Consider the following 13,466-nt stretch of genomic DNA (forward strand, 5'->3'; position numbering starts at 1 on the left):
TAGAATTAATTTATTATCAACAAGATAACTTTTAGATAAGTTTTGCGTTGAGAGTCTGAGGGTTAATCGTATTATTTGTTTTTCGATGAAGAAAATTCTGGTTTTATTTATTTTTCTTATGGAGGTGCTTGTTTGCCAGGCACAAGATATTTATTTCGATCATTTAGATCTTAAAAATGGCCTTTCGCAAATTTCAGTCACAGCACTCGAGCAGGATAGTTTAGGAACTATGTGGATTGGAACTCGTGATGGTCTAAACCGTTATAATGGTTATGAGATTGATGTCTTTCGTCATAATAGGCAGGATACCAGTAGTCTTCTAGGGAACAATATTCGGGACTTGAAAACTGATGCTAATAATAAATTATGGATATTGACTGCGGAAGGTATATCAAATATCAATTTACAGAATGAAGAACTGATTAATTTCCCTAATCAAAATATAAGTTGTTTTCATATTAGCAATAAGAATATTTGGGTAGGAACGAATTTAGGACTCTTCTTTTTAGATGAGGAGAGTCGCAGGTATAAAGCTGCGACCGAAATTTTTCCTCATAGAGTAAAGGTGAATGAGATTTTTGAGGATTCAGAAGGAAATCTTCTTATTGGTACTAGTGATAGAGGTCTTTTCCTTTATAATGCACATTCTAATCAGTTGGATTCGATATTGGATGCAGAAGTCTCTTGCATCCATAAAAGTATGGATGGTCTTTTCTGGCTTGGTACAACCGAAAATGGTGTGTATTGTCTTCAAAAAGATGAGGTTGTAGCTCATTATAGTCAAGATTCAGGCTTAGCTCATAATGTGATTAGAGATATTACAGAGGATAATAATGGGCGAATTTGGATAGGTACGTTTTTGGGACTGAGTATGCTTGATCCTGAAAAGAAAATATTTACCAATTATTTTCAGTCTGATAAAAAGCCTTATGGCTTAAGTCACAATTCCATTTATACCTTATTCTGCGATCAAGAAGGCAGTATCTGGATTGGTAGTTATTTTGGAGGTGTAAATATTTACAACTCTCAAACGAATATTTTCCGATATTTTGTTGCTGAAACTGACCAAAATAAATCAATCAATTATAGAGTTGTTGGTTCTATGATTGAAGATGATGATAAGAATCTTTGGATTGCGACCGAAGGTGGGGGGGTGAATTTTTATGATAGAAAGAATAATAAATTTAAGTATATAACAAAGGGTGAGGGAGACTACAAACTTTCACACAATAATGCAAAAAGTTTGTATCTGGATAAACAAAATCAACTTTGGATAGGGACCCACTTGGGAGGTTTGGATGTTTTGAATACAAAAACGGGACGAATAAGAAAATATATAAAGAATGAAGATGATGTGCATTCCATTCCAAGTAATATTATTTCTGCTATAATTCCTTTTGAAAACAATTTACTATTGGGTACCAATGATGGGGTGGTTTTGTTCAATCCCAATAAAGAAGAATTTACTCCATTTTTTGAGAATAGTGAACTCCGGAAAAAAATAGGCAAAAAGATTTTGGCTTTATTATTGGACAAGAATCAGTGTTTATGGATTGGATCGGAAACTAAAGGTTTAAGCGTTTACGATTTTAAGTCTGGAGAGCTGAAGAACTTTAGGAATAATGTTCACGACTTAAAAAGCATAGGGAGTAATTTTGTATATCAAATTTATCAGGATCATATGCGGAGAATTTGGGTTGCGACTTCAGGAGGAGGTCTTAATCGTTACCACCCAGAAAACGATAGTTTCAGCTCATATACTAGTAGTGATTACGATTTGTCATCTGATTTTATTTATGGAATTGCGGAATCGAGATATGGTTTTCTCTGGATTGCTACAAGTAAAGGCATTAGCCGTTTTGATGTTGAAGAAGAAACTTTTCGAGCTTATGATTATCAGAATGGATTTCCATTGAGTGAAATTAATGAAAGGGGTTTGTATATCACAAGCGATGGAGAAGTATTTGTTGGTGGCATTCATGGTATGGTTTCCTTTTATGAGAAAGAGCTGCAAAATCAGTCAATTAAGCACCCACTTTATTTTACTGAACTTCGCGTAAATAATAGTGAAGTGCATCCCAATGATGAAAGTGGTATTTTGTCTCAAACACTTCCTTTTACCAAATCGATACGCTTAAACTCTAATCACAGTGTTGTTTCTTTCGATTTTACATCCTTTAATTATTTGAAAACAAATAAAACCATGTATTCATATAAACTTGAAGGTTTTGATTCAGATTGGGTGGATGCTGGTTATAGAAGAAGTGTTAATTACACGAACCTAAAATCTGGAACATATATATTCACTGTAAAAGAAAAGTTACGTCAGGGTGAAGACGGTGCTGAAACCAGTATGAAGATTATAATTGATCCACCATATTACAATACGTGGTGGGCTTATCTGATTTATATTTCTATTGTAAGTGGTATTTTATTATACATCAACAGAGTCTTGATTTCTAAGGCATTATTAGAAGATAATCTAAAAAAAGAGCAAAGAGACAAAGAACAAATAAGTGAGATGAATCGTTCTAAATTGCAATTTTTCACCAATATATCTCACGAGTTTCGTACACCACTAACATTAATTTTGGGTCAATTAGAGAGTTTGCTTGAAGAATCTTCAAATATTGCCCCAAAAGTTTATAATAAAATGTTGGTAGCATATAAAAATTCTTACCGATTAAAAAAACTGATTGATGAGCTTCTCGAATTTAGAAAACAAGAGTTAGGTCATATGAAATTAAAGGTTAATGAGCATGACTTTGTTGATTTCTCCAATATGATTTTTGATTCATTTAAAGAATACGCCGAAAGGCGTCATATAAATTACAAGTTGGTCTGCTATCAAGATAAGATCCCTCTTTGGTTCGATGCCAGACAGTTAGAAAAAGTATTCTTTAATTTGTTATCAAATGCTTTCAAATTTACTCCTGATGGAGGTTCTATTTATGTCTTAATTAATCAGGAAAATAAAGAATTGATTATTAAAGTGATTGATTCTGGACAGGGAATGCCTAAGGTATATCTTGAGAAAATTTTCGACCGTTTTTATCAGGTTGATAATATTAGCGAACATAAACAACAGCAGTTGGGATCCGGAATTGGATTAGCTTTAACTAAGGGTATTGTTGATATGCATGGCGGTTGTATTCGTGTAGAAAGTGAGCTTGGAGAAGGGGCATGTTTTGAGGTCAGTTTATTACTGGGTAAAGATCATTTTGAAGAAGAACAAGTGGTTTGGGACAAACAACAGGTTCTTGAAAGTAGTTTACAGACGCCGCTTTTAATCGATAAAATTGACGAATCTGAAAAAGAAGCGATTTATGACTTGCTTCCAAAATCGGCTAGTTTACTAATTGTTGAAGATAATGCCGAAGTTAGAGATATGCTTTGCGCTTCATTTATGGATGAGTATCATATTATTGAAGTAGAGGATGGGCAGATGGGATTAGAGGCAGCTCAGCAATATCAACCAGATTTGATTATAAGTGACGTTATGATGCCTGTAATGACAGGTACTGATATGTGTCAGAAACTAAAATCTGATTTAACAACTTGTCATATTCCGATTATTTTACTTACTGCCAAGGAAGCCATTGAATACAGGCTTGAAGGATTAGAAATTGGGGCCGATGATTATATAACTAAACCCTTTAATATTAAATTGCTTCAAGCGAGATGCCGTAATCTGATAAAGTCCAGAAAGCAATTACAGGAAAGGTTTCAATTGAATCCTGGCTTGGGGATAAAAAGCATTACAACAAATTCGCTCGATGCTGAACTCCTTGAAAAAGCAATTGATATTGTGGAAAGACATCTCGATAACTCCAAGTTTGATGTGAATACATTTGCACAGGAAATGTGCCTGGGACGAACTAATTTGTATGCCAAAATTAAAGGGATTACGGGACAAACACCCAATGAGTTTATTCTAAGCAGCCGATTGAAAAAAGCAGCATTATTGCTTCAAACAGAAATCGGAGTTAGTGTGTCCAATGTTGCTTATTCTGTTGGATTTACAACCCCAAGGTATTTCAGTAAATGTTTTAGTGATCATTTTAAAATCTCTCCTTCTAAATATGCCAAAGGAGAAAGATAAAATTAGATATAAATGCTGGATAATTCCAGCATTTATTGTTTCAGATTCTTCTTATCTCTAACAGACGTATAAGCCCTTATTTAATAGTCCCAATTCACACGGAATATCTCTCTGTTACATCAGAATTTTCTCCTTAAAATCAATACAAATACTACTTATTATCAATGGGTTTGACATAAAAATTTTGACTTGAAGAACACTTTAATATTTTTACACCCAAATTCGTACAATAACATGATGTAATCGTACGAACAAATAGTCTTAGGTGCTAGAATTGTGTCGTTTGAAGAATATTGGATGTTTTTTGTATAAAAGTATCATGTCGACACCTTATTGCTTAGATACATTTACGCAGTCGTTTTCGTAAACGACTTCGATATCTAAAAAAATCTAATACTAATATGATTAAAACCCTAATCTAATGAATCATTCAAACGATTGTAAAAGTAAATGGCGCTTTAAGACCCAGTGGATGGCTATAGCCTTTGCTTGCCTCTCTATTTTCACTTTTTCTTGTGATGAAGAAGAGGCTAATAAAGAGGAGCTGACTCCTGAAGGTCTTCGTTATGCTTTGGTAAGTGAAGTTTATGAAGGAAAAGCAATGGAAACATCTCGTCCTGTTGTTTATTCTACAAGTAATCCGAAATTCGAAATTACTAGTGGTACAGCCGAAGAAGGCGGTACGTATATAGAAGGAGAGTTTCAAGTTATTGACACAACAGGGATTATCACATTAAAGCTCGATAATCAGCTTGTTGCTGGAAAATACTTTCTGGATATAAAAGTAAGTAATGATGCAGGAGAGACTATATTCCCTAAAGCATTTGAACTGGTTGTTTTACCATCAGCAATTGAAAGATTACAGTACAGTCCGTTAAATCAGGTTATTGTGCGTGGTGTTGAAGGACAAAAAACGACTATCCCTGAATTTAAAGGAACTAATCCAGTTACTTTTGCTTTATCTAAAAATTCAGATTTCGTAATTGATACTAAAACTGGTGAAATTTCATTGGCTATAGATTCTCAAATTGATGCAGGAGAATATAGATTATCTGTAGTAGCAACAAATGTGACTGGAGAGCAAACTTTTGAAGAGGTTGTGAGGATAGATGTTCAAACCTTACCCTATGATCTTGTATATTCCACTAACGCATATTTAGGCGTGCAGCAAACACAGGCTAAGCAATCGGTAGAACCCGCGATTAATGGAACAGGACCTGTAACATATTCATTAAAGAATAATTTTAACGCTTTTACGATTGATCCATTAACTGGTGTTGTGTCACTTCCTGAAGCTCATACTTTGGCTATTGATACTTATAACTTAACTGTTGTTGCTACTAATGAACACGGAAGTGTTGATTTTGTCGATGCGCTTTCATTCGAAATTATCGCTATTCAGGCAATTATTGCAACAGATTTGACTTATGTTAATGTAAGTTACAGTGTAAATCAGGCTTTTGCATTTACATCTGATATTCCTACTGTTTCTGGTTCAACTCCAACATATTCACTTCTTGAAAGCTTCGGAGAATTTGGCATTGACCCAGTAACTGGTGTTATTTCATTAACTGAAGGAAATACACTCGCCATCGGGAATTATCCTATGACTGTAGTTGCAAGTAATCTTGCAGGTGATGCGATATTCACAGATGTAATTAGTGTTACAGTAAAAGCAGCCGTTGTGGAATTAATCTTTGAAGATGGATGGGATGAACTGACGCCTGCAGTAGGGGAAACCCGTTTGGGTAATATGATTGAATACAGCGCAAAGGAAGCTCCTAAACAAGCCACGAATAACAAATGGACCCGTGGTTGGGGAAACTGGTCGGTTATTGACCAAGATGGTGTGACTGTGCGTGGAGCAGTTATGATTCCTGAAAAAACGGAGAATGATGATTGGTTGATTGCTAAAGATGTTGATTTGTCCAAGCATGTTGATTCATATCTTAACCTTGATGGATATTCCCGCTATGGATCATCAAATAATAATACGCTAAAGTTACTGGTTTCTGAGAATTATTCGGGAGATGTTAGTACTGCCGTTTGGGAGGAAGTGAGTTTCGAGACTTTCTTTAATTACACAAAGGCTCAAAGCAGAGTAATTGACTTAAGCAAGTTTGATGGCAAAGTAGTTACAATAGCGCTTCGTCACGAAAGTTTCCTTATTGAATCTGATGCAGGTAGTTTGACTAACCTAACACGTACAAGTTATATTTTGAATTTCCAGGTGATGGGAACCCAAAAATAAGCAAGATGAATATTTTAAAAAAACAATATACTAAAAGGATGGTGCCAGTAGTTTTACTGGTATCATTCCTAAGCTTTGGCTCTCTTTCTATTTTTGCAAAGGATAAAAGCAAAGGAAAGACTGTCTTGTTTGAAGATGGTTGGCAAGAGCTAAAACCAGTGGAGGGTAAAAATCAAACCGGAAACTTTACTGCAATTAGTCTACAAGGTGAACCTGAGCAGTCTGACAATAAAAAGTGGACAAGTTCATGGGGAAATTGGACAGTGAATGGAATTGAAGGAGAAATTAAGCGCGGTGTTACAATGGTTCCCAATAAGTTGGAAAATGACGATTGGTTGATTTCTGAGCTGATTGATCTAAATGATTGTAAAAAGCCTGTACTAAATATAGAAGCTTATTCGAAATATGGAACAGATACAGGAAATGACTTAAAACTTCTAATTTCTACCAATTACAATGGAGATTTAGAGTCAGCTGATTGGGATGAGCTTTATTGGGAGTCAATCCATAAACACAATCAAGCTGTGCCTCAAGCTATCGATCTTAAGAAATACCTTGGCGCAAAAGTAGTCATTGCATTTCGATCGATTCATAAAGGTAAGTCTCTGAGTAATTTGACACGAACAACATTCCTCTCTAAAGTATCAGTTATTGCAATGAAAAAATAGTGTTGTCTGTATAAGATGAACCTAACCCTATAGAAATGAATTTCATGAAAAATATAAATAAACTTAGAAAATTAACACACGGAGTACTCTTGCTTGTGTTTATGTTTTCGTCGAGTCTAATTTTTGCCCAAGGCAAAACAATTAGTGGCGTTGTAAATGACGCTTCAGGTATTAGCTTACCTGGTGTAAGTATTCTTGAAAAAGGAACAACTAACGGTACGTCAACAGATATTGATGGTAAATTTAGTTTACAGGTTGGTGTAAAAGCTCAGTTGGTTGTTTCTTTTATTGGTTTTAAATCACAAGTGATAAGTGTTGGCAGTCAAACAAACCTAATCATTGCACTTGAAGAAGATACGCAACAACTGGATCAGGTAGTAGTAGTAGGTTACGGTAAAAAGAATATTAAGGATGTTACCGGTGCCATTGTTTCAGTAAAATCTGACGAATTAGCCAAATCTCCAGTAGCAAATTTCGATCAGGCTTTAGCTGGACGTATGGCTGGTGTACAAGTTATGGCGTCTGATGGAACACCTGGTTCTGGAATGCAAATTGTAATTCGTGGGGGTAACTCGGTAACAGGTGATAATTCACCCTTATATGTTGTTGATGGCATACCTATGGAAAGTTTCGATCCAGGTACTATTAATACAAGTGATATTGAAAGTTTTGATGTGTTAAAGGATGCATCCGCAACAGCAATTTACGGATCTCGTGGAGCAAATGGTGTAGTAATTATTAACACTAAAGGTGGTAAAGAAGGTCCTACACGTATTAATGTAAGAAGTTCTATGGGAATTCAATGGGTTCCTAATCGTGTCGATGTGATGGGAGCCTACGATTTTGTTAAAATGCAAGAAGAAATTGCAACTGGACAAGGTGGTACTTACTTGGAAACATTTAACGAGCATTGGGTTGATCCTGAATTGTATCGTAACACAAAATCTACTAATTGGCAGGATAAAATTTTCCGTGAAGCCATCATTCATAACCATAATGTGAATATGAGTGGAGGTAATGATAAAACAAAACATTATGCTTCTATTGATTTCTTAAACCAGGAAGGTACCATGATTCATACGGGCTATCAAAAGTATAATGGAAGTCTGAAGTTAAATCATAAACTGACTGATAAAATTAAGATTGGTTTTAATGTGAACTACTCTCATATTAAGCAGGAGGGGGAACAAGTTTCAGGAAACAATCGTGTAAGTATCATTAAGGATGCTATTTCTTTCCGACCTGTGAATCCTGTTAATGATGATGGTATGGAAGGTGGAATAGATCCGGATGATAGAAATAATCTGCGTTTTAATCCTGTAAAAACGCTTTCTAATACTGATCGTGTTAAAGAATTGGATGTATTTAGAGCAAATTTAACAGGTGACTTCGAATTAGCTAAAGGATTAAGTCTTCGTATGAATGGTGGCTATGTAACTGACCAGCGTCGTGAGTCCTTGTTTCAAGGGAAAGATACCTACGAAGGAACTTATGGTATTAAAGGAATAAATGGTCGATTGACAGACCGTCGTTATTACATTCTGTCTTCTTCAAATGTCTTAAATTATAAGAAAACGTTTTCAGGTGGGCATAAGTTTGATGCTTTGCTTGGTCATGAAATGTCTTCAAGAACTTATGACTCTTTTGTATCAGCAAATACTTTAATGCCTATCGAGACTTTGGGTGTTGATGGTTTGGAGTTGGGTACTGCTCCTCTTCTACCAACGTCTTATAAGGGGAAAAGTACAATGATTTCTTATTTTTCTCGTTTAGATTATTCTTTCAGAGAAAAGTATTTGTTTGGTGCTACTATGCGTGCCGACGGATCTTCAAGATTTTTAGGCAATAATAAATGGGGATATTTTCCTTCGGTATCTTTCGCATGGCGAATGATTGAAGAGTCATTTATTCAAGATATGAATGTTTTCTCAAACTTAAAGCTAAGAGCTGGTTGGGGTGAGACTGGAAATAATAAAGTTGGTGATTATAGTGCTTTTTCCCAGATGGGTGTAGGTGAGTATAGCGGTTACGAATTTGGTGGCGTTTATCAGAAAGGTGTTGAGCATCAGAATGTAGCAGATAAGGATTTGAAATGGGAAACGACTATTCAGTATAATTTAGGATTAGATGCTGCTTTCTTCGATAACCGTTTGAGTTTAACCTTAGATGTGTATAAGAAGAATACAAAAGATCTTTTGATTAAAGCTGACCTTTCGCCAAGTACTGGCTTTAGAAATGCCTGGAGAAATATTGGTGAAGTTGAGAATAAAGGACTTGAATTTGGTTTTAACTCGCGTAATGTCGAGAATGATAATTTTAAGTGGTCTACTTCATTCAATATCTCGTTTAATAGAAATAAATGTATCGCCTTAAATGATGGTCAGACGGACTTACCTTGGAATGCAGATTATTATTTCAAATATAATGAATATGAGTACCTAACAAGAGTAGGACAGTCAGTAGGACAAATTTACGGTGTCATATCCGATGGTTTATATCAGGTTGAAGACTTTAATTATGTAAATGGAACAGGTTATGTATTGAAAACTGGTGTTCCAAACAATGGAAACAAACAAGTGATTCCTGGTTCAGTTAAGCATAAAGACTTAAATGGCGATGGGACGATAAATGAAAAAGATCGTACCGTAATTGGTAATCCTTTACCAAAACATTTTGGAGGTATCACCAATAATTTCAGTTATAAAGGATTCGATTTATCTGTTTTCTTTCAGTGGTCTTACGGTAATGATGTTTTAAATGCCAATCGTATCGATTTTGAAAATCCTGAGTTGAGAAGCAACTTTAATTACTATGCTTCAGTTTCTGATCGTTATACCCCAAATAATCCAACCAATGATATTCACATTATTCGTGGAGAGAATAATGTCTTAGGAGGCCCAGCGGCAGGAAATATGGTATCGTCAAGTATTGTTGAGGATGGTTCATTTATAAGATTAAAGACGATTAGTTTAGCTTATAATTTTACTAAAAATTTATTGAAAAAGACGATGTTTAAAAAGGCTCGTGTGTATGTGGCTGGTCAGAATTTATTAACATTTACAAATTATAGTGGGTTTGATCCAGAGGTTTCTGTAGGAAAATATGGCGCCTTAACTCCAGGATTGGATTACTCAGCTTACCCTATGAGCTCAACTGTAACATTTGGTGTTGAGTTAGGTTTTTAATTAATGCTATTTGTATATCAATATATAGTATAAAAAACAAGGAGCAAGGTTCAAACCTGAGTCTTACTCCCTAAAAAAGAATAAAATGAAGATAAATATAAGCTGGATGCTTAGCCTTTCAATATTGTTTTTAGGACTAACATCATGTCACGACGAATTAGATCAGGAGCCATACTCCTCAATCAGTCCCGAAACTTTTTATAAAAACGAGGCTGAAGCTCGATTGGCACTTGCTGCTGTTTATAGCGATATTGCAAGTGATGCTTTGTATGGCAGCCTTTTATCTATGAACTTTACTAATGGAACTGATGAGGCTGTTTATAACAGAACCAATGTGAATTGGTCTGTTGCTCTTTATATGAATAATTCAAGTACAGTAAATATTGAGAATGCTTGGATGACTTTGTATAAGGGAATTAATTCTGCTAATTATTTTTTAGCAAGAGTTAAAGATTCTGAAATTGAGGAAGGTATTAAAGCAAAATTATTGGCTGAAGCTCATTTCTTGAGAGCTTTTTATTATTTCGATTTAGTTCGACTATGGGGTGATGTGCCTTTGCGTAAACAGCCTATAACAGAAGGAAGTGCGGCTAATAATATAGCAAAAACGCCAGCATCAGAAGTTTATGAATTTATTATCGAAGATCTAACATTTGCTTATAAGAACTTAGCTAATCCAACAGGTGGTACAGCTCAGTATGGCCATGCATCAAGAACTGCAGCTCATGCTTTATTGGCTCGTGTTTATATGACAATGGCAGGTAAACCACTTGAACATCAAGATGCTTATCAATTAGCTATTAATCATTGTGATTCTGTTATCAATACTGGATATCACCAATTATTACCAAGTTACAAGCAGGTGTTTTTAAATGAGATTGAAGATAAAAATGATGATACTGAAGTCATCTTTGAAATTCAGTTTGGAAACTTACGTCCTCAGGGACTTAGGGAAGATGGTCGAATTGGAAATTTAAATGGAGTTGCCATTGCACTTCCTAAAGCCGATGCAAATGGTAATCTTAACCCATACGCTTATGCTTTTCATTACCCTACAATTACAATGATTGAAAAGTTTGATTCGTCAATTGATAATCGTTACGAATGGAACATTGCCAATTGGAAGGTCGATAACAAAGGAAAAGTGATTATTCTTAAGGACACAAACAAAACCAATTGGTATCCAGGTAAATTCCGTCGTGTTGATAAGGTAGACAATGGCGATGGAACTTTTGGATATAAAATTCTTGAAACCGGAGATATCGATAAGAACTTTACAGGAATTAATTACCCGTACCTGCGTTATTCTGATATTTTGTTGATGAAAGCTGAAGCTTTAAATGAATTGGCTAAGACTGGAGAAGCGATTCTTTATCTTAATATGGTACGTAATCGTGCTGGCTTGGGAGATATCGCTGCCTCATTGGTAGCTACTCAAGATGATTTCTTTAATGAATTGATGGACGAGAGAATGAGAGAGTTTTGTTTCGAAGGTATTCGTAAGCATGATTTGATTCGTTGGGGAAGACTTTTAACTAATATGAAAATTCTTGAACAGGATATGATCAATTATGGAATTGAACGTTCGTCATGGGCTTATCGTCAATGTGATAATGTTGAAGAGAAGCATAATTTACTTCCAATACCATTGAAAGAGGTCACCATTAATCAATTGTTAGATCAGTCAGAACTTTGGAGTGGTTTGGATTAGTTGATATACTATTTCTGAACTCCAATTTACCTTTATAAATCTAAGTGCATTCCTCTCAATTTGTGAGGGGGATGAACTTTTGATTGTCAAATTATGAGAAGAATGTTACAAATTCTAAATAGATCCCTGAGCTTGCTGGCTGTTGGAATGCTACTGATAACAGTGCTTTCCTGTAAAAACACAGTCAAATCGTCTCAGACTGCTCAATCTGTTCTTGAAAAAAGAGAGAATTCAATCTTTCAGGAAAAGCTACAAATCAATATTGAAAACGAATTGAACCTTTGTGAGGATCAATTAAAAAAGTCAGTGGCTTTAAATACCGATTACAATACACATCCTCGTTTAATCGAATCTGGCGATAAGCATTGGAAAATGCCAAAGAATGACGTTTTGGTTTGGACTGTTGGTTTTTATCCTGGTATTCTTTGGCAGATGTATGAAACCACTCAGGATGAATATTGGAAAGAGGAAGCTTTGAAAAGAACCTTGCCTCTAGAGCCCTATAAAGATAACTGTGAGCACCACGATGTGGGATTCATGATGTATTGCTCATATGGACAAGCCTATCGTTTAACTGGGAATAAAGAATATCGTGATATTTTGATTCAATCTGCAAAGTCATTAATATCAAGATATAATCCTAAAGTGGGAACCATAAAGTCATGGTCGAATGAATTACATCCTCAGTGGAAGCAGCACATCACGATTATTGATAATATGTTGAATCTTGAATTGTTGTTTTGGGCTTCGAAAGAGACTGGAGATCCCGTTTATAGAGATATTGCTATTAAGCATGCAGAAACGACTATGAAACATCATTTTAGAAATGATTTTTCATGTTATCATGTGGTAGAATACGACCAGAATACGGGTGTAGTTCGAAACCGAAACACCTCGCAAGGTTTTGCTGACGAGAGTGTTTGGGCAAGGGGGCAAGCTTGGGCTGTATATGGTTACACTATGGTATATCGTGAAACAGGTGATCCCAAATTTTTGAATTTTGTAAAGAAAGTTTCAGAACGTTATATTGCAGGTCTTCCAGCGGATTATATTCCTTACTGGGATTTTAACTTAACTGGTAAAGAGGGAGAGCCTCGTGATGCTTCGGCGGCCGCTGTTGCTGCTTCAGGTTTGGTCGAACTGAGTGCTTTGGTAAAAACAGCCGAACTGAAAAAGCGTTATTGTGCTGCTGCTGATGGAATTATAAATTCATTGGCTTCGTCAGCCTATTCGGCTAAAGGCGTGAATGATGCATTTTTACTTCACAGTACAGGCGCTAAGCCACAAGGACATGAAATTGATGTAGCTTTAGTTTATGCTGACTATTATTATCTTGAGGCTTTATTAAGACGTAAAACGCTAAAGTAAAAATATAATCTGCCTTATGGGTAGTTTAGTTTTCAATAATATTGAGGCTCCTTAAGGTTTGGAAAACTTTAAGGAGCTTTTTTCTTTAGAATGAGAACAGCTAGTAGTCAATTTATTGATTTTACTGCCTTTCTATCGAAAAGGAATTGTTATTTTTAAGCAGTTTTTAAGTTTGAATTTT

6 protein-coding genes are annotated in these 13,466 nt (G+C 35.4%); all 6 read left to right on the forward strand.

Annotated features, from left to right (window positions below; genetic code table 11):
- The first annotated feature begins 85 nt into the window (after positions 1 to 85).
- On the forward strand, positions 86 to 4,102 hold the full coding sequence (locus DWB61_RS12015) for a hybrid sensor histidine kinase/response regulator transcription factor (RefSeq protein ID WP_125031148.1): 4,017 nt from the start codon (positions 86 to 88) through the stop codon (positions 4,100 to 4,102).
- A 421-nt stretch (positions 4,103 to 4,523) separates the two neighbouring features.
- On the forward strand, positions 4,524 to 6,353 hold the full coding sequence (locus DWB61_RS12020) for a surface glycan-binding family protein (RefSeq protein ID WP_125031149.1): 1,830 nt from the start codon (positions 4,524 to 4,526) through the stop codon (positions 6,351 to 6,353).
- 5 nt (positions 6,354 to 6,358) lie between these two features.
- Entirely contained in the window at positions 6,359 to 7,021 is a 663-nt protein-coding gene (locus tag DWB61_RS12025; RefSeq protein ID WP_125031150.1) for a DUF5017 domain-containing protein, read from the forward strand.
- 44 nt (positions 7,022 to 7,065) lie between these two features.
- Positions 7,066 to 10,206, forward strand: a complete 3,141-nt coding sequence (locus tag DWB61_RS12030) for a SusC/RagA family TonB-linked outer membrane protein (protein ID WP_158614402.1) — start codon at positions 7,066 to 7,068, stop codon at positions 10,204 to 10,206.
- An 85-nt stretch (positions 10,207 to 10,291) separates the two neighbouring features.
- Positions 10,292 to 11,917 carry a RagB/SusD family nutrient uptake outer membrane protein gene (locus DWB61_RS12035; protein ID WP_125031152.1) on the forward strand — a complete coding sequence of 542 codons (1,626 nt, stop codon included), beginning with the start codon at positions 10,292 to 10,294 and terminating at the stop codon, positions 11,915 to 11,917.
- A 102-nt stretch (positions 11,918 to 12,019) separates the two neighbouring features.
- The gene (locus DWB61_RS12040; protein WP_125031153.1) at positions 12,020 to 13,285 is read left to right on the forward strand and encodes a glycoside hydrolase family 88 protein; all 1,266 of its coding nucleotides are present in this window, start codon (positions 12,020 to 12,022) and stop codon (positions 13,283 to 13,285) included.
- The last annotated feature ends 181 nt before the right edge of the window (positions 13,286 to 13,466 follow it).

Source organism: Ancylomarina euxina (assembly GCF_003863355.1).
Lineage (GTDB): Bacteria > Bacteroidota > Bacteroidia > Bacteroidales > Marinifilaceae > Ancylomarina > Ancylomarina euxinus.

Bases quoted from the DNA above. Each gene is read 5' to 3' on its own strand.
- DWB61_RS12015 (WP_125031148.1), top strand. From the start codon at position 86: ATGAAGAAAATTCTGGTTTTATTTATTTTTCTTATGGAGGTGCTTGTT.
- DWB61_RS12020 (WP_125031149.1), top strand. From the start codon at position 4,524: ATGAATCATTCAAACGATTGTAAAAGTAAATGGCGCTTTAAGACCCAG.
- DWB61_RS12025 (WP_125031150.1), top strand. From the start codon at position 6,359: ATGAATATTTTAAAAAAACAATATACTAAAAGGATGGTGCCAGTAGTT.
- DWB61_RS12030 (WP_158614402.1), top strand. From the start codon at position 7,066: ATGAAAAATATAAATAAACTTAGAAAATTAACACACGGAGTACTCTTG.
- DWB61_RS12035 (WP_125031152.1), top strand. From the start codon at position 10,292: ATGAAGATAAATATAAGCTGGATGCTTAGCCTTTCAATATTGTTTTTA.
- DWB61_RS12040 (WP_125031153.1), top strand. From the start codon at position 12,020: ATGTTACAAATTCTAAATAGATCCCTGAGCTTGCTGGCTGTTGGAATG.